Origin of the sequence: Dyadobacter sp. CY261 (genome assembly GCF_021440085.1) — a bacterium.
Lineage (GTDB): Bacteria > Bacteroidota > Bacteroidia > Cytophagales > Spirosomataceae > Dyadobacter.
The window spans coordinates 39260-64306 of record NZ_JAKCPW010000008.1; the positions used below are offsets into that span (position 1 = coordinate 39260).

A 25047-nucleotide genomic window follows, 5' to 3' on the forward strand; every position below is an offset into this window, starting at 1 on the left:
GTTATAAATACAAGGAACCTCATTTACTACTCATTCCTTCAATTCGGCGCCATTTTCAACAAAAACGCCTTTAATGTCGCAATTTCCTCGTCGGTGATCGCGGGAAAATTAGCGATACGGAAACTGGTATCCTTCTCTTTACCATAGCCATTGCCCAGCGTGATCCCTTCTTTTTCAGACGCTTTTTTCAGCTCGGCAATGCGTTCCTTTGATGCGCGCACCGCAATCACCGTATCCGAACGGACAGCCATATTTTCAACCACTAATTCATAGCCGTTTTCAAGCAGGAAAGCATACCACTCATGCGCGCGTCGACGCGTCTGCCGGTCAACTTCCTCAATAGCTGGCACCTGTTGCATAACCTTTCCAAGCAGATAAATGGCCAGGATGTTTGGGGTAAAAGGTGTTTGAAACTTCAAAAAGTTGTCACGAATAAACAGAAGGCTATTATAATGCTTCCTTTCTCCAACTTGGATGGCGCGCTCTATCGCTTTCGGTGAAACGATCATTACCGCCAGACCAGCCGGAAGCCCGAAGCATTTCTGAACCGACGCATACCAGATATCCGCATTTTCCCAGGGTAAAACTACGCCTGCCATCGACGAAGTAGCATCCACGGCAATGAGATTATCGACTTTTTTGCGGATGTCGAGCAGAAAATCTTCCGGAATTTTGGTACCGTTCGAGGTTTCGTTGTACGTTACACAAATCAGCTCATTGCGGGAGAAAACGGCGGAACGGTCCATGAGCAACGTTTCATTCAGTCCAAAAGCCGCATCGTTCGTACGCAGCGAAATGCGATGGGTATATTCCATCCACTTTTCGCCAAATGCGCCATTGTAAATATGCAAGCTCGAATCGATCAGCAGCGATTGCGCGATGATTTCCCAGCATTCCGTGGCTGACGACACAAAATAAACTTCATAACCTGCTGGAACATCCAGTTTCGTTTTCAAATCAGCAATTGTTTGTTCCAGCAATTGCATAAAACCTCCGCTGCGGTGGTTGGCGCTAACAAGTCCGCTCGCGAAAGCCTCCTTAATATATTGTTCGACCTGCGGATAAACCTTCGACGGCCCTGGGTAAAACGTGATCATAGCATTTCATTTTTGGTTTAAACAAAAACATCACAGGCCGGAATTAAGTCCCAAACCTGTGATGCCTGAAATATAATTAGGAAGTCGGAACACCAAATGACAACACCTGACTATCCCTGACCCTTTTTTTCCATTACATAAACCCTTCGCGAACCATAGCTTTTTCGAGCTTTTCGCCCAACTCTTTCGATGCTTTTAATAGCGGCAAACGAACGTCGGAGCTGCATATGCCTTTAATTTCAAGACATTTCTTGATTCCAACCGGGTTCGACTCGATGTAGAGTAATGTATCGAATTCGAGGAATGCGAGCTGCAATTTAGCAGCGTCCTTGAAACGGCCTTCCAATGCAGCCCAGGTGAGGTCGTGGAACTCTTTCGGGAATGCGTTGGCAATCACCGAAATGACCCCGTGCCAGCCTACGCTTACCATGGTCGTTACGAGGTTATCGTCGCCGGAAAGCAGCAAAAAGTCGTCGGGCACGCGGGCGGCGAGTTCCATGCTTTGTTCCAGGCTGCCTCCCGCGTCCTTAATACCGATGATATTCGGATGTGAGGCCAGCTTAACAATCGTGTCGGCTTTCACATTGATCACCGTGCGTCCGGGAACATTGTACAGCAGCACTGGCACCGGTGACGCATCGGCGATGGCCGTAAAATGAGCGATAATACCTTCCTGGGTCGGTTTGTTGTAATAAGGACAAACAGACAGGATCGCATCAACCCCCGTAAAGTCAGTTTCTTTAATAGTATCTAGAACCGACTGGGTATCATTGCTTCCGATACCGTAAATAATCGGCAGCTTTTTGTAGTTATTTTCGATTGTAAATGCCAGGATATCACGCTTTTCCTTCGAAGAAACGGTGGGCGATTCGCCGGTCGTCCCTTGCACTACAAGGTAGTCCGTACCACCTTCCGTCACCAGGTCGATCAGTCTTTTCAGACCCGGATAGTCAATCTCATTCTGTTCATCAAAAGGTGTGATCAGTGCGGCCCCTACCCCTTTGAAACGTTGGTCCAATGGCATTATTTACTTATATAATTGTTAGATATTTAAAACACAAAGTTAGCTTTCCGGGGCTATTTTCTTTACTTAATTTCCAATCATTGCTAAAAATTCTTCCTCGGAGATGATCGTAACGCCGAGCTTACGGGCTTTTTCGAGCTTTGCAGGCCCCATATTGGCACCCGCCAGCAAATAATTAAGCTTTCCGGACACCCCGCTGAGCACCTTACCGCCATTCGCCTCGATTTTGTCTTTCAGCTCGTCGCGTTCAAAATTCTCGAATACACCTGAGATCACGAATGTTTTGCCATCCAGCAGATCGCTTTCGATTTCGACCGGCTTTTCATCGCTTTCCATTTGAAGGCCGGCTTGTTCCAACCGCTCCACGAGCAGCTGGTTTTCGGGCACGCTGAAAAACGATTCGATACTCAATGCAATGCGTCCGCCGATTTCGGGCACCGCAACGAGCTGGTCATAAGTCGCAGCCCGCAATGCCCGCATCGATTTAAAATACGCAGCCAGTTTTTCCGCAACAGTCTGGCCAACGAAGCGGATACCCAATCCGAAAAGGACATTTTTAAATGGTACAGTCCGTGAGAGGTCAATTCCTTTGAGTATATTCTCAACTGTTTTTTCTCGGAAACTGATCTTTTTGATCTTCCCTGTCTCTTCGTTCAGCAGGTTCTTTTCGAGCCCCAGCAGTTTATCGTGATTGAGGTCGTACAAGTCTGCCGGCGTGCGCACGAGGTCGAGGTCGAACAGCAATTCTATTTTACCTTCACCCAAACTCTCGATATTCATCGCCTTGCGGTGAATGAAATGCTCGATACGGCCTTTGAGCTGCGGCGGACAGTGGCTATCATTAGGGCAGAAGAATGCGACTTCACCTTCGTTACGCTGTAATTCGGAATTGCATTCTGGACAATGTGTCGGAAATTCAATGGGCTCAGTTTCGTATTTCTCACGCTGCGAAACATCCACACCGGTGATCTTTGGAATGATCTCACCACTTTTTTCTACAAAAACAGTGTCGCCAATGCGAATACCCAGCCTTTCCAGCTCATTCGCATTGTGCAATGTGGCGCGTTTCACGCGGGTACCCGACAAGTGCACACCTTTGACCTGGTTGTAGGGCAATGCGCGTTCGGAAAGGTCACAAAGATTCGCTACCGGCGTCACCGCACCAGTACGGCCGACCTGGTAAGTCACCATTCTTAATACCGCCGGTTTGTTCTCCGCTTTGTATTTATAAGAAATCGCCCAACGCGGACTTTTGGCCGTAAACCCGAGCTCTCTTTGTTGGACAAATGAATTTACCTTAATGACGATCCCGTCGGTAGCCAGCGGCAAATGCGTCCGCTTTTCTTCCCATTCGTGAATATATTCAATCACCTCATCGATTGTCGAGACCTTTTTCCAGCCCGGCGACACATTGAAGCCCCACGATTTCATGCCCAGCAAACTTTCCTCCTGGCTGGCAAAAACGTCATTATCGGTCATAAAATAATAGAGGTAGCAATCCAGCCCGCGCCGCGCCGTTTCGGCAGAATCCTGCAATTTGAAGGATCCCGAAGCCGCATTACGCGGGTTAGCATACTGGTTTTCACCCAGTGTATCCATTTCCTCGTTCAATTTCTGAAAAGAAGAAGTTGGCATAAACCCTTCACCACGGATCTCGAAAACCGACGGAAGATTTTCCGCCTTTACCCTCAATGGCAGCGAACGGATCGTTTTGACATTGTTGGTGATCTCATCCCCACGTGTACCATCGCCTCTCGTGACGCCGCGTACAAGAATGCCATTTTCATAGGTAAAACTGAGGGATATACCATCAAATTTAAGTTCGCAGATGTATTCAAATGGTTCTCCATCGAGGCCCCGGCGCACGCGGTCGTCGAAGTTGCGGAGTTCCTGCTCGTTATAGGTATTATCGAGCGAAAGCATTGGGTACCGGTGATAAACCGCGTTGAATGTCTTGGTAACCGTACCGCCGACGCGCTGCGTGGGCGAGTCGTCCTGGCGAAACTCCGGATATTCATTTTCCAGGGCTTGCAGCTCTTTGAGTAGCTGGTCAAAGTCGTAGTCCGATATTTCCGACTCGCTGTCCTGATAATAGCGGTCATTATAATAATGCAGCTTTTCCGAAAGCTCCTGGATTCGTTGTTCGGGATTCATAGTGGTCACGGCGGCTTGATGATTCGGCCCAAATTTAAGACTTATTCCAAATTCTGAGCATGGGATAATTAAGGTGTGACCAAATGCCTGTTAGCGCGTATCAATAGGACATTCACCGATCAACCACACGCTAAGGATGTCATCGCTTTTTTGTAAATTCGTTCAAAACGGCCAAGCCTATGAAAACCCTGGAACCGACCATATACTACAATCCGGACCTGACGCAAATCATCAACGGGGAGGAAGTCATGTCGCCTAGCCCGAAGAAGCCGCATCAAAGCGCCTCATCGAGGCTTTTGCGGATCCTGATGAACTACGTGGAAGACCATGGCCTCGGCGAAATCTTTCATGCTCCGTTTGACGTCATCTTCGAGGAAAACTTCAATGTGCTGCAACCGGACATTCTTTTTGTGTCCAATGCAAATCGGGATATTGTTCGCGACTGGGTCCGGGGCGCCCCGGATCTGGTCATAGAAATCGTCTCACCCGGCTCGAAGAAGATGGATACCGTCATTAAAAAGGAGATTTTTGAAAGGTATGGTGTGCAGGAATGCTGGATTGTGTATCCCGAGCAGGTCAGCATCGAGATTTACCGCCTCGTCGACGGCAGATACACATCGCCTGCACTGTTTTCGGAACACGAACATGTGGTGTCGCATGTGCTCGACGGACTTTCATTTCCTGTAAATGCTGTTATCAAATGATTACCAATCCCTTAACTAACAGATCTTTTCGCAATAACCCTCATTACCCATAATTTCACTAATTTTGGCCTTAATAATCATTCTAGTTTCTGATTTTTATGGCTGAAATTGCCCCTTCCATACTTGCGGCGGATTTCGCGAACCTGCAACGCGACATCGAAATGATCAATAGCAGCTCCGCAGGATATATTCATGTCGATATCATGGACGGCATGTTCGTCCCGAACATTTCATTTGGCATTCCCGTTTGTGAGGCTATTCATCGGCATGCCAAAAAGCCGCTGGATGTGCATTTGATGATCGAGCAGCCCGACCGCTATCTCGAAGCATTCCGCCAGGCAGGCGCCGCCGGCCTTACCGTCCATTATGAGGCATGTCCGCATTTGCACCGGACTATCCAGCATATTAAGGAACTCGGCGCGGAGCCGGGCGTAGCACTGAATCCGCACACGCCCGTGGAAGTTTTGAGTGAGGTTCTGGGAGATGTTTCGCTGATATTAATCATGTCCGTGAATCCGGGCTTTGGCGGGCAAAAGTTCATTGAAAATACTTACCGGAAAATTGCGACGCTCGATGCTTTGAGGAAAAAATTTGGCCTCAACTTCAAAATTGAAGTTGATGGCGGCGTGAACCTGAATAATGCACCGCAGCTTGTGCGCGAAGGCGTGGACATTCTAGTGGCCGGGAGCTTTGTCTTTACTTCGGCTAACCCCGTGCAGACTATTGCGGAGCTCGGAAATAGCTAGTTTTACTAAGCTGCTGACACCAATGAAAATCTTTAAACTGCTCACCTACTTGTTATTTGCGCTTTGCTGCGTATTGTTGGCTGGCTTTGCATTTCAAAACAATGAGCAGGCACCGGCCAAATTCCCGCTGAAAATCAGCCCGAACGGCAGGCACATTACCGATAACAATGGTACACCGTTCCTGATGGTGGCCGATGTGGCCTGGCAGATGCTACGCAAATTGAGCTACACTGAAGCGGTACAATACATGGACATCCGCAAATCACAGTCTTTCAATACATTTCTTGTCCATTTACTGCCAGCGTTGCCCAACCAGCGGAATTTCAACAAGGTATCCCCATTTCTCGAAAACAACGACCTTACCAAACCCAATAAGACGTATTTCGATTACCTAGAAAAAATTGTCCTCGCCGCAGAAGAGCGTAATCTTGTGGTCGGCATTGTCGTCTCGCGGCAAAGCTGGAACATCGTTTTTGACACCCAAAAGGAGGACGCCTGGAAAAGTTACGGGACTTATGTCGGCAAGCGGTTCGCCAAATATGCCAATATCATCTGGATCGTCAGCGAGGAAGAATTTCAGAGCGCTTCGCAGTTTAAAGCCATTTCAGAAGGCATCCGGAGCGAATCGGACGGACAGATCGTAGCTTCGCTCAACACCTGTTCGCCGACAAGCGTGAACGACAACTCTCCAAATCACTCAGACCTCAAATTCATTATCCCCGACTCGACAGTTACAACGGCCGAATATGCGGCATTGGCCAACTGGCAAAAAACTTCCGCCGAAGCCTCCCTGCGACCTTTCCTGATCGCCAATTCCGAATTCCCGAAAGAAATCACCGACCAGTCGACCCTCATCCGCAACCAGGCATATCAGTCTATTCTGAGCTCTGCTGCCGGTTTCTGCCACATGAGTACGATCAAGAATTTCAATCCGACGTGGAAAGTGAATATCACCAAAGACGGGGCCGAATACATTCACGAGCTTGTGAAAATCCTGAAAGGCATTCCATGGGAATACATGCAGCCCGACGAGCCTGACCTGCTCGTGGATTCGCTCGATAAGGCCGAAATAGGCATTATTTCGCTTTCCAACAAAAAAATGGCCATGCTTTACATCCCTAGTTCCCGACCAGTGCGTCTCGACCTCAAACATCTGGAGGGAACACAGTTCGGTGCGGTCTGGTACAGCCCGCGGACAGGCAGAAGATGGAGCGGTAAAGATTTGAAATCAGACGAAGAAGCCATCGTTCAGCCTCCCGACTCGCAACCAGAATGGGACTGGATCCTGCTCATCGGTACCAAGCAGTAGGATTGACATTTTTTTGTATTACTAATATATTACCAGATATTGAATAGCCCGGCCGATATCTGATCACCCCATGAGTTTGACATTGAAGAACGTTCTTTTTGGCCTGATAATGGCAGTTGCCCCGTTTGCTGCATACTGCCAGGAAGTGTTGTGGGCCAGTAAGGTATTGGGCTATTCGTCCGAATACAGGCCATCTCAAATCGGCCACGCTTATCGGTCCAAGCAAATACTAGGCGTTCCCAGCAAGCTTCCCGACTTTGGTGACAGCCCCTGTGCCTGGTCGCCGGCCGAGCCCGACGGACGCAATGAAGAATGGATTAAAGTGGGTTTTGCCAAGACCATTCCCCTGAAGCAAATTGCCATCGCCGAGAATTTCAACCCAGGTGCCGTCGCGCGCGTCTACGCCTACGACGCGACAGGGAAGGAATATCTGATCTCAGAAACTCCGGCTACCCAACAGGCCGTCAAAGGCCGAATGCTACATGTTTTCTCTAAACAGGCCATACAGGCCAATGCTGTAAAAGTGGTGTTGCAGCCTGGTCAGGTTTCGGGATTCAATCAGATTGATGCGATCGGCATCTCTTCCGACGCGACGCCAATTGAAGCAAAAATAAATTTTGCCGCCACCCAGTTGAAAGCACAAAAGGAAAATATGGGTAGTGCCATTAATTCCAAAGGGCAGGAAGTGGCCCCGATCATTTCTCCCGATGGCAAGACATTGTATTTCACCCGCAACAACTTTGAAGGTAATATCGGCTCTCCATCCCGACAAGATGTATGGTATTCGACTCTCAATGACAAAGGTCAATGGACGGATGCCCTAAATATGGGCTCGCCGATCAACAATGCAGGGGATAATGCCATTACCAGCATTTCGGCAGATGGCAAAACAATCTATCTGATCAACGAATATCGGCCAGACGGCAGCATGTACTTTGGATTTTCGCGTTCATTCAAAACCAAAACAGGCTGGGGTTTTCCGCGATCATCCAGGATCATGAACCTGGTAAAAACAGCAAAGACAATCGAAATCACGGTGTCGCCGTTTGAAAATGTGCTCATCATGTCAGTCGAGGAACCAAATACCGAAGGCGGTAGAGATCTTTATATCTCATTTTTACAAAAAGACAATACCTGGTCGGAGCCACGGAATCTGGGGAATGTGGTCAACACTGCTGACAGCGAAGGCACTCCATTCCTGGCCTTGGATAACAAAACATTATATTTCTCCTCACAGGGACATAGCGGTTACGGCGAAGGCGACCTCTTCCTTACCCGGCGTCTGGACGATACCTGGCTCAATTGGTCGGCGCCGGAAAATCTTGGCCCGGCGATCAATTCGCCGCTTTGGGATGCATTTATCAATATTCCCGCAACGGGCGATTATGCCTATTTCAGCGCCAGCGACAAAGTGATGGGTCAGGAGGATATTTTCAGGATCCGGATGACACCCGAAATCAAGCCCGATCCTGTGGCAGTGATCACAGGGAATGTGCTGGAAGCGGAAACCAATAAACCAATTAAATCGGAAATCGCTGCCGACATCAAAAAAAGCAACACTTCATTTGCAACCGCCAACTTCGATCCCGAAACGGGAGACTACCGACTAATACTTCCGCTAAAAGAAATTTACCGCATTTCAGCTTCGGGCGAGGGTTATTTCCCAGTGTCAGAAGATATGGATTTGAGTGAGGAAACGAATTTTAAAACGATCAGGAGAAACATTTACCTGCAACCCATCAAAGCCGGTCAACAGATCAGGCTCAGCAACACAATGTTCTCCCAGAGCAGTGCGGAAGTGATCTCGTCATCATTTACAGAACTGGACCGCATCGTGGAAACAATGAAGACTTACCCGACGATGGAAATTTTGCTGGAAGGACATACCGACAATCAGGGAGAAGTTCAAAAGAATGTAAAACTCTCGGCCGATCGTGTAGAACAAGTCAAAAAATACCTTTTGTCCAAAGGCATCGACAGTAAGCGCATCCAGACCAAAGCCTGGGGCCCCGCCAGGCCGATTGCCAGCAACCTCACAGAACAGACGCGCCAGCGTAACCGCAGAGTAGAGTTTACAATTCTTAAAATCTAAAAAATATCCAATAACGGGAAATTTCCTTATTTTCGCGGCATCTTGATATGTTCAACCGGAGCTTGTCTTTGCAGATAAGCGGAAACAGCCATCATCAGCGAACGCACTAATGTCTCCCAACCATACCAAAGAAACCCTCCGATCCAGGCTGCTACTCTCTCTTATTCTGATCGCGGGTCTTGCACTAAGGCTTTATAATCTTGATCGATACAGCATTTTCTTCGATGAAGTAAGCACTTTGCTCGTCAGCCAGGGCATTGTACTGGAAGGGGCCAACCAAAAAGAGGCTTTTACCACGCGGGAACTTGTAGATTCACGCTTTTGGACAACACCGGAACATCCGCCAAAGCAGGTGCTTCGGATGTTTACCGCCACCGAAATCTTTCATCCCAAAACATTCACTCCTACCGAGTTCTGGGCGCCAAAATCCATTGCCGACCATTACGATGCGATGACACGGAGCGATATCGGCAACAGCCCTTTCTATTACGTGCTGCTGCATCCTTGGATCGATCTGTTTGGTTTTTCGGACTTTGCCGTTCGTCTCTTCTCGGTTATTTTCAGTGTTTTAATCATCGGGTTGACCTACCTTTTTGCCAAACGTTTCTTTGGAGTCCAAACTGCTTTAATAGCAGCCGGCATTACTGCCATCGAACCGTTTTTCATCGCCTACAGTCATCAGGCGCGCAACTACTCGCTGACATTCTTCCTGACGCTCGCCGCTACCTATTTTTTTTTACAAATCATTGAGAACAAAGCGGGCAAGCGCAATACATTATGGTTGTATATCGGCTATGTTCTCTCGGCCGGACTAGGTTTGCTGAGCCACTTCCTGGTTATTTCCGTGCTGCTGGCACATGCAGTGTATGCGTTGTTTTTTCTAAGAACGATCAAAGGCTGGATAAGGATGGCCATTACGGCGGTATTCACCCTGTCGGGCGTAACGTGGTGGCTGATGTTCGGCGGCGGCGTTTACACCTTGTCATCGCTACAACATCAGGCAGATCTATACCGTCGGATGGCCGAAACCGGCGAGCAGACGTTCGGTAATATCCTCCCCGCGACCCCAATCAATGTCTTTAATAAATCACTCCCCGTTTTTACAGACCTCGTCATCTTCACCAACGGCCTGACCGACGCGCTCGGCGGCAAAAAAAATGTGGCCATTGCATTGTTAGCGGCATTGATATTGATCTGTTGGTACCGGTTCAAGGACAAGATCAACACACCTGCATGGCTCACTCCGCGCTTCCCGTATTTGCTGATCATCGTAGTATCGCTTTTTTATTCAAATCACAAATTACAGTTCAGCATTTTGAGTGTCAGTTTATTTGCTCTTTCGTTTATTCCTGATTTACATAAAAAAGCAAGTGCTGAGCAACGTAAAAGGCTTTGGCTGCTATACATGATGGCACTGGTGCCAACATTATTCCTGGCGCTGATGTCATTCAAAAACGGGCACACTTACGGCATTACCCAGCGCTACTCCGGGTTTTCATTTCCATATATGATCATCCTCTTGAGCTTAATGCTGCAATTCTATATGACTTTGCAGGCCGAGTTCAGGGTATTGATCTTCGTATTTCTTGCAGCGCAGCTCTATTTTGTGGGATTGAGATTAAAAGAATTCTACGAAGACCGCTCGCCGAAATACGGCTATTTCGCCGTGCCCCGAGTGCCTAATCCCTACCTGGAAGCCGCCAAAAAGATAGAAGCGGCCTATCAGCCCGGCGACACGATTTATTATCCCGCCCCGCGCTACGCGATCACATCCGAAATGGACCGGACATTCCTGCCCTATTCGATCCACGACGCGCAAATTACCAACCTCTATTTCCCAAAAGACGCGCAGTATGTCCAGGCCATGGATACCACGCAAACCGACCGGATATGGATCCGGAAAAAGGGACAACCCGCACCGTTAGAGATCATGAAACTGACCGGCAAACGTTACGGATTTGAGTAAGCGGCAAGGTTCTTTTGACCAAGCCGTCCAATAAGATTTCGTATATTGCGGACTTAAAACCGGAGATTTGGCCGTTATTTTGCAGGCAATCCTTACATCGACATACAACATCAGGCATGACAGCAGAAGAGATATTAAATGACCCGAAACATTTAAGCGGCGAACTTCGCCTGAAAATACTGGGCCTTTACCATCAGGCGAATGCGGGCCACATCGGTTGTTCGCTGAGCTGCATCGACCTGATGATCGCGATCCTTTTTCTTCAAAAATCGGCAGACGACACTTTCATCCTCTCCAAAGGCCATGCTGCCGCTGCGCTTTACGCCTGTCTGAATAATTTGGGGGAAATTACCGACGAAGAACTCGCGACATTTTATCTCGACGGCACCACGCTGCCTGCACACCCGGCCCCGCGCCAGTACAAAGGTATTCCGTTTGCTACGGGCTCACTGGGACATGGCTTGCCGATCGCTACCGGCATTGCTCACGCCGCCAAGGTCAGCGACGATGCAACATACTCATTCGCATTGCTGTCTGATGGAGAAACCAACGAAGGCACGACCTGGGAAGCTGCCCATTATGCTATTCAGAATGAGCTCGACAATCTTTTCATGATTATCGATAAAAACGGCTTGCAGGGTTTCGGGTTCACCGACAAGGTTTTGGGCGAAACCGCTTCTGTCGAAAAATGGAAAGCGATCGGCTTCGAAACCGTGGAAGTAGACGGTCATGACATTGCGGCTATCAGCGCAGCCATTACCGAGTTGAAAGATCATAAAAACGGGCTCCCCAAAGCTATTATTGCCAACACCGTCAAAGGAAAGGGGGTTTCTTATATGGAAAACAAGCTGGAATGGCATTACCTGCCCATGAATAAAGACCAGTATGAGCAAGCTACGCTGGAAGTTAAAGAACGTTATCTTAATGAATTGACGAATGCTTGACCATTTACCGGTTTACCGCGATAAAATAGAGAAATTAAAAGGGCCAGTTTTTGTTTTCGGTGCCAGCGGGTTCATCGGCGCCAATCTCTTCAATGATATCTTCAAAATCCGGAAGGATTGCTATGCGGTAACGCACGATGCAACCAAGGCCTGGCGTCTGAAATTGCTCAATGTACCGTTTGAAAATATCATTCACTGCGACATTCTTTCCAATAATTCGGTTCAGGAGGTATTTGAAAAATACAAACCGCAAACGATTTTCAACCTTGCGGCCTATGGTGCGTACAGTAAGCAAAACAATGTAAACCTGACCTACGAAACCAATGTTTTGGGCACGGTGAACATTTTGCAGAACTGCACCAGGGATATGGTTTACATCCACGCCGGAAGCAGTTCGGAATATGGTTTTAACTGCACTTCGCCGAAGGAGACCGACCGCGTAGAGCCCAACAGCCATTATGCGGTTTCCAAAGTTTCAGCCGCGTACCTGCTGGAATATTATGCCAAAATAGCGGGGTTGAAAACATTGAACCTCCGCCTGTATTCGATTTACGGATATTGGGAAGAACCCGACCGGCTCATTCCACGACTGATTGAAAATGCCCGTAAAAAGGATCTTCCTTCATTGGTTTCGCCGGATATCAGCCGCGATTTCGTATTCGTGGAAGATTGCGTTGAAGCATTTCTGGACGCGGCTTTGAAAATTAATGACGAGAAATCGGGACGCTCCTATAACATCGCCACCGGTCGGAAAACAACCATGGGCGACCTCGTGGACACCACCCGCAAGGCATTCGCGATAGCGAAGGAGCCCGAATGGGGCACTATGTCCAACCGCAAATGGGACCTTGCTGAATGGTACGGCGACCCGTCGGCATTTGAAAATGATTTTGGCTGGAAAGCGAGAACCTCGCTGGAAGACGGGCTCCTACGTTACAGCCAGTGGCAGGATGCCGTGCAATATGAAGCCAGGGTAATTCCAGCATTTGACAACCCGAAGCTCAACCCGGTCATTACGGCTATTATTGCCTGTTATAAGGATGCGCAGGCCATTCCTTTTATGTACGAGAGGCTGGTGAAGACATTCAATGAGCTCAAAGTCCGTTACGAGATTATATTTGTGAACGACAGTTCCCCTGATAATCAGGAAGAAGTCATTAATGCGATTTGCGACAAAGACCCAAATGTGGTCGGTATCAGCCATTCGCGAAACTTCGGCTCGCAATCGGCATTCCTGAGCGGGATGGAAATTTCGACCGGCGACTGTGTGGTGTTAATGGACGGCGACTTGCAGGACCCGCCTGAGATCATTCCTGCCTTCTACGAAAAATGGATGGATGGGAATGATGTCGTGTACGGCGTACGCGTACAGCGCGAGATGAAGCCGCATATCCATTTCTTTTACAAAACATTCTATAAGGTTTTCCAGGGACTTAGCTACATCCCTATCCCGCGCGACGCTGGTGATTTTTCGATGATCGACCGGAAAGTGGTGAAGGAGCTTGTGGATTTACCTGAAACGGAGCAATTCCTGCGCGGGTTACGTGCCTGGGTTGGCTTCAAGCAAACCGGCGTGCCTTACGTAAGACCGGAAAGGATGTTCGGCGTGTCGACCAACAACTGGACAAAGAATATCTGGTGGGCTAAAAAAGCCATTTTCTCTTTCAGTTTCGCGCCTTTGGAACTGATGAGCTATGCAGGATTTGGGTTAACGGCGTTATCAATTCTGGGTATTGTCTGGCAGATACTCGCGAAGTTCTTTTTCTTCCCGGACACGCCGCGAGGTCTGAGCACCGTCATTATCCTGATCGTTTTCTTCGGCGGGCTTACGATCCTGGGCATTTCGTTTTTGGGAGAATACATTACGAAGATATTTGAAGAAACAAAAAAACGACCGAAGTACATTCGTACGAGAATACGCCGTGGCTCCAAGGCTTATAAAACTGCCGACGAAATACGGGCGTTGGTCAAGCAGTTGAGAAAGTAAATGATTGACAACTTCGAAGTCAATCTCTACTTTGTTAAATTGCAATAAATCAAACGGTTAGTTCAACTAATCAATTTAAGTTAAGCAAATAACCGGCTAAGCGCCCACTTAACGATGAGAAAGGAATTTTCAACAGCCATAGAGGACCTTGCAGTGGAGGACGACTCCATTATTTTTATCACGGGCGATCTTGGATATAATGCTTTGGAAAACTTGCAGGCTAAAATGGGCAAGCGGTTCATCAATGCAGGTGTCGCAGAGCAAAATATGGTAGGCGTAGCCGCCGGTTTTGCGCATAAAGGCTATAAAGTGTTCTGTTACAGTATTGCGCCATTTATCGTATATCGTTGTCTCGAACAATTTCGTAACGACGTATGCTTCAATAATTTACCCGTTTTTCTGGTTGGCAATGGCGGCGGATATGGTTACGGTATTATGGGTAGCAGCCACCATACGATCGAAGACCTGGCTTGTTTGAGCGGCCAGCAAAACGCACAGATGTGGGTACCTGCATTTGCCGACGAAGTGGTGCCGGTTGTGCAACAGATCGCGGCCGACGCGAGACCTGCTTACCTGCGTCTCGGAGCCGGAAAGACCACCCCTGCCAATAGCTATCTCACTGGCTCATTTAAAGTCATACACCAGCCTGCGAATGCCGAAATCACGGTTTTTGCATTAGGCCCAATTGCCAATAATGTGCTTTCAGCGCTCGATATTTCGCCGGAACTCGCTGAAAAAGTGAATGTGGTCACCGCACTGCATTTCCCGTTGCAGATCACCGACGAACTGGTTGCTCTGATCAAAAAAGCGCCGGCCTTACTCGTTGCCGAAGAACACATCAGCACAGGCGGCCTGGCTCAACAGCTAACTGTCCAATTGTTGGAAAAAGGCATTTTCCCCACGGTATTCAAAAGCCTGAGAGCGGAAGGGTACCCCAATGGCCGCTACGGCAGCCAGAGCTATCATCAGAAGCTTTCGGGACTTGACGTGGATTCAATCTTGTCGAGCATCAGCCAATTAATGATTACGGCATGACGAAAAAGGCTTTCACCATTATTCTGAGCCTGATCCTGCTGTTACCCGTCGCCATTTTCTTTACGGTATGGGATTACTATGCCATCAACATCCCGAAATGGGATGACCACGCATTGAAGACATTTATCGTCGAATATGCACAGGCCGGTGACTGGCAGGGCAAGATCCAGGCGCTTTTCAAACAGCATAACGAGCACCGCATCTCGCTGACCAGGCTCTTCGCATGGATCGATTATGCCATTTTCGGACATCTCAACTACCGGCATTTGATGACTGCGGGTAACCTGCTGCTGCTGGCCGTCATTCCGCTTTGGTACGATTTACTGAAAAAGAACAAGAAACCGCTCTTCGCATTGGTGCCCATTCCATTTCTGTGGATGACGCTGGCCTTCTGGGAAAATATGTATTGGGGCATGTCGGCGGTGCAGAATTTCGGTGTGGTTACACTCGTACTATGGACGCTATACCTGGTCATTAATCCCAAAGTATTACCTTTCTCGATTGCCATATTATTGAGCGTTGTGACAGTACTTACAAGCGGAAATGGGCTGATGGTACTTCCATTGGGCGCATTGCTGCTGTTTCTTTCGCAGAACCGGAAGCGGTTTGCATTGTGGATCGTTGTAAGTATCGCCGAGGTAGTCTGCTATTTTTATTGGTATACCAAACCTGAATCCAATCCCGAATCGAGGGCCTCGATCATTCAGCTCGCTAAGGGTTATATGGCGTTTTTAGGCTCGTTTGCCGAGTCTATCCCGGTGCTGGATCATTTCAAGGTATGTCTGTTTATCGGGATCGTGCTATTCCTGGTAGCGGTTTCCATTGTTTCCACCACCCTTTTCCGCATAGTCCGAAACAAGTATTCAGTCAAGTTCGAGCGTACCACCGACTTGTTCTGTCTTGGGGCCATATTGTTCATTCTGGGAACCGCGTTGGTCGTCGTCTACAGCCGCGCCGGTTTTGGTCTTGAGGGATTGATCACCAGTCGCTACAAAATTTATTCGGTACTGCTGCTGATCGTCGCCTATCTCTATGTAGTGATCCCAATCCGTGGAAGCTTCCTCTCACCTTACATTACGGCTATTGTTGCTTTGGCAGTGACTTTCAATGTATTTAGCTATCATTATCACCTGGTAGACGCTTACAATTGGAGAAAGCGGTTAGTAACCTGGCAGTTCAACTGGACATTCACGGACAAATCATTGAAATACCCAACAGACACGTCGTTTGCAGCCCGAATTGTGGAAAAAACGCCTGTTGTTTACGACAAATGGCTCCCACTCATCGCCATTGCCGACCGCCAGAATTATGCCGGCCCCTCCCGCGGGATGACCGATTTGTATGACAAGACCACATTCAGTTCGGACACCGCTTCATTCAGGTTAAATAACACCACATTCACCAGCCAGCGATTGCAGGATAGCGGTGTGTATTTGCTCCTGAGCTCCGAGAAATGCTATTACATTTTCCCGGCCCTACGCACACGCAATACAAGCCGCAAGCAACTGTTTTTGAAACAATATTATTTCGCCCCGGGCTTCTATGCCGACATTCCGTTCTCGGAAATGGATAAAGGAACTTACCGGGTCGCGCTGATCCGTCAGCAAGGTGAAGAAACGGGGATTTTGTTCAAGGACGAAAAGATCACTGTCAAAGAAACGCGAAAAAAAGAAGTGAAAGTTAACTGGTAACCATGCGCACCAATTCGGAAGGACACATTATACAGCTTGACGGCGTGCGCTTTATTGCAGTGGGACTGGTGCTGCTCGACCACCTGATTGTGGAAATCAATATCATCCCGTTCGGTGCACTAGGAGTCACCATTTTCTTCGTGCTCAGCGGTTTCCTGATCTCCCGCATTCTTCTCAAAAGCAAGGAAAAGACGTACGGAACACCCGGTGGTTTCAAGAAATACCTGCGCAAATTCCTGATCAGAAGGACAATCCGTATTTTCCCGGTTTATTATCTGATCATCGCACTGCTCTTTGTCTTAAATGTGCCTCCGGTCAGGGACAAGCTGGCCTGGCTCGCATTGTACGGGACTAACATTTACATTGCCCTGCACAAAACATGGATGGGCTCTGTGGATCACCTTTGGTCGCTGGCCGTGGAAGAGCAGGTCTATTTGTTTTTTCCATTCCTGATCTTTTTTGTTCCTAAAAACAAGCTGGTGCCTGTATTAGGCTTAATGGGCATTTTCAGCATTTTGCTGCGTTTTTACATTTTTTACACGGGAAGAATACCTGGGACCAATTTTGTTACAATGGCGGAATGGACCGTCGCTTACGTGTCTACGCCTGCTTGTTTCGATTCTTTCGCACTAGGTGGGCTCATGGCCTGGATGCAGCTTTACAGGAATGATCTTTTTGTTAAGATATTCAACAAATCATGGCCCGTATTGCTCGGGCTATTAGGCTGGGTGCTGGTGCAATGGTGGGCAAAATCACTGGCGCAGCCATTCAACTTCCCGTACGTCGTGCTCGACAGAACGATGTCGTCCATTTTCGGGTTTATGCTGATAGGACGTGCCGTGATGGGTTTTAAGGGTTGGATGGCGGCGTTCCTCGAAAATCCGGTGTGCATCTATCTTGGTAAAATCAGCTATGGCCTGTACCTGTACCACAATTTTGTATACAACCATTTTCACAGCGGTCCCATGCATCCGACGGTCAGGCTTTTCCGGAAAATCTACCAATACATTCCCGGTCTCGAGGGCAATATTGCTTTTGAAGCAACGGTAGTAGTGGCGCTTACTGTCTTAGTGGCGTCGGTTTCCTGGCATTTCTTTGAGAAGCCGATTAACGCTCTCAAAGACAAGTACGCTTACTAAATAATAATACCCCATAGCCCGGTTACAGGCTTTATTTATTAATTTCGCGCAACCATACCAAATAGGCTTTTGCATGTCATATCTTCTGAGTATAGTAATGCCAGCATACAATGAACAGGATTGTATCGAAAAAGTAGTTTATAATTGGACCAACTTCCTCAAAACCAAATTCCCCAACGATAACACTACCCTTATTGTAATCAACGACGGATCTAAAGATAACACGCAGATATTACTGGATAAGCTGAAAGCGGAAATTTCCAATCTGACGGTGGTTAATCAGAAAAATGGCGGGCATGGTAATGCGGTTGTCAACGGCTATCGCAAGGCATTGGAACTGAACTCGGAATATGTGTTTCAGACCGACAGTGACGACCAGTTTGTTTCCGAGGATTTTGACAAGTTATGGGACAAACGTTCCCAATCACAATTTATACTGGGTTACCGCGAAGTAAGACATGACGCCGGCGTGCGCCTGTTCATCACCAAATTCCTTCGTGGCACGATCTCGACTGTGTATGGTACTTTCATCATGGACAGCAATATCCCATTCCGTCTGATCAAAGGAACATTCCTGAGAAAACTGATGGCCCAGCTACCCAATCCCGAACCCTTTGCCCCAAATATCTTCCTGGCTGTCATGGCCAAGAAATCAGGGCAGGAGCTGTTCGACATCCCTATCACTCATAAAGACCGGGAGACCGGCACTGTTTCTATTGTAAAATGGAACCTGTGGAAAGTTTGTATCCGAAGCTTTAAAGAACTCTTGCGGTTTCGCCTCGAACTGAATGATAAAGTGAAAGCGATCCGCGCTTAAAAAACAGGCTTGTGTCGAAAAAAAAACTGATTGTTATCCTGCTGATCGTCCTTGTCGCATCAGCAGGATATTTCCTGTTCAAATGGTCGAGGGGCTCGTCGGCAGCCTGGCAGTTCATTCCGTCGAATGCCGTTGTGGTGATCACCAGCGAGCATTTGCAAGATTCGGCCTACACGGCTACCGAAGCTGCGCTTGACCTTAAACGACTTCCACTCCTCGATATCGCCAGCGACAACCTGACATTGCTTAACCTGCTGACGAAAGATCCTAAAAAGCTCAAAACATTTCTGAACGGCAAAGCCCTCTCCTATTCATACCACCCGCGTACGAGCACCGAATGGGGGGTGATCATGTATATTCCTGTAACGGAAGATGAAACCAAATGGCTGGAAAGCCCGCAGCACGCCAACATTCGCCTGTTGCACCATAATTTCCAGGACCACCGTATTACCGATGCCATTGATGCCAACTCACGGCCACTGTTCTCTTACCTGGTCAAAGATCATTTCCTGATTGTGAGCTACTATGGCGACCTGATCGAGGACGCTGTGCGTGCTTCGTCGCTCAATATAGGCTCGTTCAGGCTCCGCTCGCGCTTTTCGAACATTAACGATTCCGACTATGGGACGAGCATTTATTTGCGGACCGATGCCTGGAAATCGGTGCTTTCGATGCAAAACGTCGCTACTCTGGCTGAGTTTGGCAAAAGCTTCCCGGGTTATCAGGATTTTCATATTGGGAAAGCTGAAAACAAAGGTAGTCTGGTTGTAAAATCGGATGGAGCTGATGCGCCGGACTATTATCTGGCAGAAATCCTCAAAGATAATCCCGGCACACCATTCATCGGGCACAAGCACATTTCGCAACAGACGTCGTTCATGTATCGCGCGGCCGCGTCGGATAAAGCTACTTTCAAGACCGCTTTTTTAAAATGGCATAAGAAACACAAATCATCGGCCTGGGACAAGCTCAACTACTACATTGCCGGTGAAAGCAATCTCCTGGTGGATAATATCGGTTCGGAGTTTGTGTTATGCCAATTAGAGGAAAACAACAGCATTACCGATGGTAAAATCCTGTTGGCCGAATTTTCCAATTATGATAAGCTGCGCCCGGTGTTACAAAAGCTGGCACGGCTCGCTAATCAGGAAAGCAACGTTTCCGCCGATCAATACCAGGGTTACGACATTTACTCAGTGCCCATTCCCGAACTGCCTTCCGGATTGTACGGGCCACTGTTCACGGGTTTCCCACGGAGTTACATTACTTATGTTGCGCCTTACCTGGTCATCAGTAACAACTCCCAGGTTTTGCAGAATTACATTGTCGACTACGAAAACCAGATTACCTGGCAACGATCGCCAGAGTATGACAGTGTACTCACGAATGCAAGCAACGAGGCCCAACTTTCGCTGATTGTAAATCTGCGCAAAGCTCAATCGGGTGAGGAAACACAGGTTAGCAAAAAGTACAGCGATCTGACCGCTAAAATGGAGTCTATTATGCTCCAATGCCATTTTGAAGGCAATGAGGCATTTCCCGAACTAACATTCCTGCCGAAAAAACGGCAAACAGCTGGGAAAGTCCTCAACCGCACATTCCTGAATATCGACATCGAATGGCCGGATACCTACGATTCGGAACTGGCTGCGTTGCAAAACCCGATCGACGGAAGCTCGGAAATATTGCTTACCAACAAGGAACATAACCTTTTGCGAACCAATAATTTGCGCGAAGGCAAAACCGAAACGATCGCCAAGCTGAACGGATCCATCAGCACCTCCGCCTACAAAGTCGATTTCCTGAATATCGGTCGTCAGCAACGCATTTTTGCAACAGAACGCACAGTGTATGCCCTGGATGAAGATGATTCGACCATTGTTTCGACCTTCCAGGCACACTTGCCGGCAAGCGACGCGATTTCCGCATTGTACCTCATCGACGGCGGTGAGGATGGTAGTAATAGGTTTATCGTCAAAAGCTCGGCAGAGGAGCTGTTTCTCTGGGAAAGCGTAACACGTCCATTGAAAAAGCTGAATCATTCGGTTCTATTCGACAAGATTGTCGGCCCGGTCGTGGCACTGAACCAGATTGGCAACAGAGGTTTCATCGTGACGCAGCAGAATGGAAAAATCTATTTGCTGAAAGAAAATGGCACAGTGCGGCCAGGGTTCCCTGTTGATATCCTGACGCGCGCCGAAAGTCCGTTTACCTGGGCACAGAATTCAGAAACGGGCCAGCCAGAGCTTGTTGGCGTGAGCGTATCAGGCGAGCTGATCCGTATTAACCTGGATGGGAAAGTCACGTCGCGTAAACAATTGCTGCGCCCAGAGCCCGGATCGCGTTTTCGAATACTTTTTGACCGTAATTCGCTGGATTGGATACTGGTAAGGTCGGTCAATTCAAAAACGGCCATTATTACCAAAGACGGCCGCGAGCTGTTTGAGATAAAGGATATTTTACCCAATGCAACGATCCAGTATCACTTTTTTGGGGTTGATAACCGCTTCATTTCAATCAAATCGGGCAGTTATACGACCGTTTTTGACATAAACGGAAGAAGGCTGGGTGATAAGGCGATCCCATCCGAAATGCCGGTGCAGCTTACTTATCAGCCCGGGTACTATAAATTATTGATATTCAGCCGGTCAGAAAAGAAAATACAGGTCTGGTCGATCAAGTTGAGATAATGCTATGAAAATTTTAAGATATATCGTTCTGGCCATTGGCTGCGCGGTCTGGATTGTTGGACTGAGCCCTTCCATTTTGCCCTGGCTTTGGAAAGAACAAATGGTGGAAGACGGCTATCAATACGGCGATCTTTACAAACTGTCTACACTTTCGGCATTTCGCGACCCACGCAAGCAATGCACAGGTTATGTGCCGCCAGCCAGGCCGCAATCGGCCAGGAAGGTACATTTGTATATTATCGGCGATAGTTTTACGGAAGCTGGCCGTGTTGGAAAGAATGATTTTGCAGTGGATAGCTACACCTATGTCAAGTGGTCCAATTTCCTGCATATCAAACTGGATACCACTGAGCACAACATCCTGCTGCTTGAAAGCGTGGAACGCCATTTCCGCCAGAAATTCGGTTCGGAAATATCGGTACTCGTCCCCGACTCTGCGACGTTCATCGTAGATGGCGGCTCGACGAAGTTCATGCATCAACTCGATGAGGCGTTCAAAGGCTCACATACCGCCGACAGGCTCGATGGATTTTTATTCCAAAACGACCTGGCCTTGCGTGTGAAAGAATGGAAATCTGACTTCAACCTACACTTTTTCAACCGCACCGGGTCAGGGGTTACGCTGGTAAACAATGACCGGGATATTGTGTATTACATGGATACCGACACCCCTGAAATCACCTCGGCATTCACCCCGACGCGCGTCACAGAGATCGATTCGATGATCACCAACCTGAATGCAAGCCGTGATTTTGCCGATTCGCTGGGTTTCGACGATGTGGTACTGTCTATTATTCCAAACAAAACATCGGTACTAAGCCCTGATTACGGCAGCTATAATAATCTTATTTCCAAAATATACAGCCATCCTAAACTTGGGGTGCCCTATATTGACGTCCTCCCCGATTTTCGGCGCATGGGCCGCTCGTCCTACATGAAAGGCGATTCGCATTGGACTTGTGAGGGTCAGACGTTGTGGCTCAACAAAATCAATGCTTTGATCAATCAACTCGTCGCCGGCCCGGCTTCCTAGGCTTCCTCTTCGGAGGGGAACCGGCTGGTTAGCTTGCCTACCGTGAGGCCTTGTACGATAATTGAAAATAGCACTACAAAATAGGTAATCGCCAGCAGTATGTCTTTATTCAGATCCTGATCGATGGACAATGCCAACGCAATGGATACGCCGCCGCGCAGACCTCCCCAAACGAGTATTGCAATGGATTTTTTCCCAAAACGGACCTTAAAAGGGATTAGTCTAACCGGAATGTAAATTGAAATAAAACGTGCTGAAAGCACCACAATGATCGCCACCAATCCTGCCCAGCCGTACTGCTTCATATCCGGAATAAGCAGCAACTCGAAACCGATGATCAGGAAAAGGATCGCATTCAGAATCTCATCGACCAGCTCCCAGAATTTATCGATGTAATCCCGCTCGGTATCCGACACCGCTCCCGGGTTTTTTCCATAATTGCCTACCACCAAACCAGCCGCCACCATCGCCAGCGGGCCCGACATATGCAATGCCTGCGCGGCCAGGTGCCCACCCATCACAATAGCCAGCGTTATAAGCACGTGCACATTGTAGCCATCTACCCGGTACATCATTTTGGAACCTAAAAAACCAAGCAGCAAGCCGAGGACAATGCCACCGATCGCCTCTTTCACAAAAAGTCCGGCAATGCCCGTGAAAGAAGTATTCACCTCCTCTCCGCGTGCCAGCGCGAGCATCAGGATGAATACCACAACGGCCATCCCATCATTGAAAAGCGACTCGCCTGCAATCTTCGTTTCGAGTGATTTGGGAACGCCTGCTTGTTTTAAGATCGCGAGTACCGCAATGGGGTCCGTTGGGGAAATCAATGCCCCGAAAACGAGACATTGGATCAGCGGAATCGTAATGCCGAGCAACGGCAAGATACTGTACATGACAAAACCGATCACAAATGTCGAGATCACCACGCTGACTGTTGAGAAAATAATCACTGGTAACCGCTGCTCGCGAAGATCTTCCAAATGCAAATGAATGGCGCCTGCAAAAAGCAAGAAGTTGAGCATCGCTCCCATCAGGATTTCGGTCAGATCAACGCTCGCGATGAGCGTGGAAATGCGGATAAATGTGCGTGGGAATATACTATCGGTCGCGATCAGCCCCACAGAAACCATTAGTGCAATAACCATTACACCTATGGATGGGGGCAGTTTCAAAAACCGGGAATTGAGATAGGAAAATATCGCAGAGAGGACAATTAAGGCAGAAAAGGAATAATACAGCTCCATGAAAATATTTTTTAGACTAACCAAAAATACAGAACTCAGGGGTGGTGTTCAAGGTGACGAGCAGTTTTTAGACCAACTCTAATAGTATTCTAATGTGACCAAACTGTCTGGAAGCGGACCGGCACTGCCATTTGAAACGCTAAAAAATTCGCCTGCATCGATTGTTTTCCTACATTAGTAATCAAAGCTGCCCCGTCATTCAACGCTTCGCTATTAACCATGCAAAAGATCTTAGCAAGTATCAAACCGATCCTGACCGGACTATTTTCTCTGGCTACCCCACTGCTCGCGACCCTCCTCTCTTTTGAGCAAGGTTTTGCGCAATCCGGCAGGTTAAAGCCAGGCTTCGACAAGGCGGAATATCGGGAGCTCATATATATGCATTCCGTGCTGTACGACACTGCAATGACAAAGCGGCAAAAGTTCAAAATTCCCCGAACTAACAGGTTCGACTCCCTTTATACATCTCCGGTGATGGGGCTGGATAACAGATGGGGGCTTTGGAAAAATAACGCGCTGGTGGGCGTTATCAATCTCCGCGGTACTACCATGAATGCCATAGGCTGGCTCGAAAACTTTTATGCCGCAATGGTACCGGCCCGGGGGGAACTTCAAATTGGCAAGGAATATACGTTTAAATACCACCTGGCTGACGATCCCAAGGCCGCAGTACATATTGGCTGGCTTGTCGGCACTGCCTATCTTGCCCGGGATATTATCCCAAAGATCGATTCATTATACAAAACCGGCGTCAAGGACTTCCTGATCATGGGGCACAGCCAGGGCGGGGCACTCAGTTATCTGATGACAGCGCATTTGTATTCTTTACAGAAACAGGGCTCGATACCAAAGGATATCCGTTTTAAAACTTACGCCAGTGCTGCCCCAAAGGTGGGAAACACCTATTTTGCTTATGAATACGAGCACAAGGTGGATGGCGGATGGAGCTATAATGTGATCAATTCGGCCGACTGGGTGCCCGAGGTACCGTTTACAGTGCAAATGCTGAGCGATTTTAACAAGACTAATCCATTTAAGAACATCAACAGCATTATCAAGAAACAAAAACTGATCGCGCGGATTGGTATGAGACATGCGTACAAAGGCCTGCGCAAACCCAGTGAAAAGGCACAACGCAATTACGAAAAGTACCTCGGCAATTACGCAGGCAAGATTGTGGTCAAAAACCTCCCGGAATATCAGATGCCCGCCTACTATAAAAGCAGCAATTATGTACGGACAGGGCCGACAATCGTGCTGCTGGCAGACGAGGCATATTATAAGGAGTTCACGGATTCGGATCAGCAAGTCTTTGTCCACCATGGCCTGCAACCCTATCTTCACCTGCTCGAACAATACAAGTACTGACATC

Annotated in this window: 18 protein-coding genes; 14 read left to right on the plus strand and 4 right to left on the minus strand. The window is 48.1% G+C overall.

Annotated features, from left to right (window positions below):
• Positions 1–38: 38 nt before the first annotated feature.
• From LZD49_RS21615 to ligA, 3 genes are all read right to left on the minus strand, one after another.
• Complete coding sequence (locus tag LZD49_RS21615; protein WP_234669756.1) at positions 39–1097, minus strand: aminotransferase class V-fold PLP-dependent enzyme; 1059 nt, start codon at positions 1095–1097, stop codon at positions 39–41.
• Positions 1098–1230: 133 nt separating this feature from the next.
• Positions 1231–2121 (minus strand): 4-hydroxy-tetrahydrodipicolinate synthase, encoded by an 891-nt coding sequence (gene dapA, locus LZD49_RS21620; RefSeq protein WP_234669757.1) that lies wholly within the window; start codon positions 2119–2121, stop codon positions 1231–1233.
• 66 nt (positions 2122–2187) lie between these two features.
• Entirely contained in the window at positions 2188–4275 is a 2088-nt protein-coding gene (ligA, locus tag LZD49_RS21625) for an NAD-dependent DNA ligase LigA (RefSeq protein WP_234669758.1), read from the minus strand.
• A gap of 179 nt (positions 4276–4454) precedes the next feature.
• On the opposite strand from ligA, the gene LZD49_RS21630 reads away from it, so the two are divergent.
• From LZD49_RS21630 to LZD49_RS21690, 13 genes are all read left to right on the plus strand, one after another.
• On the plus strand, positions 4455–4979 hold the full coding sequence (locus tag LZD49_RS21630; protein WP_234669759.1) for a Uma2 family endonuclease: 525 nt from the start codon (positions 4455–4457) through the stop codon (positions 4977–4979).
• 98 nt (positions 4980–5077) lie between these two features.
• On the plus strand, positions 5078–5725 hold the full coding sequence (gene rpe / locus LZD49_RS21635) for a ribulose-phosphate 3-epimerase (protein ID WP_234669760.1): 648 nt from the start codon (positions 5078–5080) through the stop codon (positions 5723–5725).
• Between the two features lie 22 nt (positions 5726–5747).
• On the plus strand, positions 5748–7034 hold the full coding sequence (locus LZD49_RS21640) for a DUF4038 domain-containing protein (RefSeq protein ID WP_234669761.1): 1287 nt from the start codon (positions 5748–5750) through the stop codon (positions 7032–7034).
• Positions 7035–7104: 70 nt separating this feature from the next.
• Positions 7105–9126 (plus strand): OmpA family protein, encoded by a 2022-nt coding sequence (locus LZD49_RS21645; RefSeq protein WP_234669762.1) that lies wholly within the window; start codon positions 7105–7107, stop codon positions 9124–9126.
• A gap of 109 nt (positions 9127–9235) precedes the next feature.
• On the plus strand, positions 9236–11092 hold the full coding sequence (locus LZD49_RS21650; RefSeq protein WP_234669763.1) for a glycosyltransferase family 39 protein: 1857 nt from the start codon (positions 9236–9238) through the stop codon (positions 11090–11092).
• A 116-nt stretch (positions 11093–11208) separates the two neighbouring features.
• Positions 11209–12036 (plus strand): transketolase, encoded by an 828-nt coding sequence (locus tag LZD49_RS21655; RefSeq protein WP_234669764.1) that lies wholly within the window; start codon positions 11209–11211, stop codon positions 12034–12036.
• Positions 12029–14023 (plus strand): NAD-dependent epimerase/dehydratase family protein, encoded by a 1995-nt coding sequence (locus tag LZD49_RS21660; protein ID WP_234669765.1) that lies wholly within the window; start codon positions 12029–12031, stop codon positions 14021–14023. Before LZD49_RS21655 ends, LZD49_RS21660 begins: the two co-directional genes overlap by 8 nt.
• Positions 14024–14137: 114 nt before the next feature.
• Positions 14138–15058, plus strand: a complete 921-nt coding sequence (locus LZD49_RS21665; protein ID WP_234669766.1) for a transketolase — start codon at positions 14138–14140, stop codon at positions 15056–15058.
• Positions 15055–16749 (plus strand): hypothetical protein, encoded by a 1695-nt coding sequence (locus LZD49_RS21670; protein WP_234669767.1) that lies wholly within the window; start codon positions 15055–15057, stop codon positions 16747–16749. Before LZD49_RS21665 ends, LZD49_RS21670 begins: the two co-directional genes overlap by 4 nt.
• A gap of 2 nt (positions 16750–16751) precedes the next feature.
• Entirely contained in the window at positions 16752–17888 is a 1137-nt protein-coding gene (locus LZD49_RS21675) for an acyltransferase (protein WP_234669768.1), read from the plus strand.
• Between the two features lie 73 nt (positions 17889–17961).
• Positions 17962–18705: a glycosyltransferase family 2 protein gene (locus tag LZD49_RS21680; protein WP_234669769.1), complete on the plus strand. Its 744-nt coding sequence runs from the start codon at positions 17962–17964 to the stop codon at positions 18703–18705.
• Between the two features lie 11 nt (positions 18706–18716).
• Positions 18717–21395, plus strand: a complete 2679-nt coding sequence (locus LZD49_RS21685) for a DUF3352 domain-containing protein (RefSeq protein ID WP_234669770.1) — start codon at positions 18717–18719, stop codon at positions 21393–21395.
• Positions 21396–21399: 4 nt separating this feature from the next.
• Positions 21400–22428, plus strand: a complete 1029-nt coding sequence (locus tag LZD49_RS21690; protein WP_234669771.1) for a hypothetical protein — start codon at positions 21400–21402, stop codon at positions 22426–22428.
• Here LZD49_RS21690 and LZD49_RS21695 read toward each other — a convergent pair.
• Entirely contained in the window at positions 22425–23675 is a 1251-nt protein-coding gene (locus tag LZD49_RS21695) for a sodium:proton antiporter (protein ID WP_234669772.1), read from the minus strand. The two genes, LZD49_RS21690 and LZD49_RS21695, sit on opposite strands and share 4 nt — an antisense overlap.
• Before the next feature lie 219 nt (positions 23676–23894).
• Here LZD49_RS21695 and LZD49_RS21700 point away from each other — a divergent pair, with 219 nt between their 5' ends.
• Positions 23895–25043 (plus strand): lipase family protein, encoded by a 1149-nt coding sequence (locus tag LZD49_RS21700; RefSeq protein WP_234669773.1) that lies wholly within the window; start codon positions 23895–23897, stop codon positions 25041–25043.
• The last annotated feature ends 4 nt before the right edge of the window (positions 25044–25047 follow it).

What these genes read in the sequence shown, in the direction of transcription:
- LZD49_RS21615 (WP_234669756.1), bottom strand. Translation starts at nt 1,097, where the DNA reads ATGATCACGTTTTACCCAGGGCCGTCGAAGGTTTATCCGCAGGTCGAA.
- dapA (WP_234669757.1), bottom strand. Translation starts at nt 2,121, where the DNA reads ATGCCATTGGACCAACGTTTCAAAGGGGTAGGGGCCGCACTGATCACA.
- ligA (WP_234669758.1), bottom strand. Translation starts at nt 4,275, where the DNA reads ATGAATCCCGAACAACGAATCCAGGAGCTTTCGGAAAAGCTGCATTAT.
- LZD49_RS21630 (WP_234669759.1), top strand. Translation starts at nt 4,455, where the DNA reads ATGAAAACCCTGGAACCGACCATATACTACAATCCGGACCTGACGCAA.
- rpe (WP_234669760.1), top strand. Translation starts at nt 5,078, where the DNA reads ATGGCTGAAATTGCCCCTTCCATACTTGCGGCGGATTTCGCGAACCTG.
- LZD49_RS21640 (WP_234669761.1), top strand. Translation starts at nt 5,748, where the DNA reads ATGAAAATCTTTAAACTGCTCACCTACTTGTTATTTGCGCTTTGCTGC.
- LZD49_RS21645 (WP_234669762.1), top strand. Translation starts at nt 7,105, where the DNA reads ATGAGTTTGACATTGAAGAACGTTCTTTTTGGCCTGATAATGGCAGTT.
- LZD49_RS21650 (WP_234669763.1), top strand. Translation starts at nt 9,236, where the DNA reads ATGTCTCCCAACCATACCAAAGAAACCCTCCGATCCAGGCTGCTACTC.
- LZD49_RS21655 (WP_234669764.1), top strand. Translation starts at nt 11,209, where the DNA reads ATGACAGCAGAAGAGATATTAAATGACCCGAAACATTTAAGCGGCGAA.
- LZD49_RS21660 (WP_234669765.1), top strand. Translation starts at nt 12,029, where the DNA reads ATGCTTGACCATTTACCGGTTTACCGCGATAAAATAGAGAAATTAAAA.
- LZD49_RS21665 (WP_234669766.1), top strand. Translation starts at nt 14,138, where the DNA reads ATGAGAAAGGAATTTTCAACAGCCATAGAGGACCTTGCAGTGGAGGAC.
- LZD49_RS21670 (WP_234669767.1), top strand. Translation starts at nt 15,055, where the DNA reads ATGACGAAAAAGGCTTTCACCATTATTCTGAGCCTGATCCTGCTGTTA.
- LZD49_RS21675 (WP_234669768.1), top strand. Translation starts at nt 16,752, where the DNA reads ATGCGCACCAATTCGGAAGGACACATTATACAGCTTGACGGCGTGCGC.
- LZD49_RS21680 (WP_234669769.1), top strand. Translation starts at nt 17,962, where the DNA reads ATGTCATATCTTCTGAGTATAGTAATGCCAGCATACAATGAACAGGAT.
- LZD49_RS21690 (WP_234669771.1), top strand. Translation starts at nt 21,400, where the DNA reads ATGAAAATTTTAAGATATATCGTTCTGGCCATTGGCTGCGCGGTCTGG.
- LZD49_RS21695 (WP_234669772.1), bottom strand. Translation starts at nt 23,675, where the DNA reads ATGGAGCTGTATTATTCCTTTTCTGCCTTAATTGTCCTCTCTGCGATA.
- LZD49_RS21700 (WP_234669773.1), top strand. Translation starts at nt 23,895, where the DNA reads ATGCAAAAGATCTTAGCAAGTATCAAACCGATCCTGACCGGACTATTT.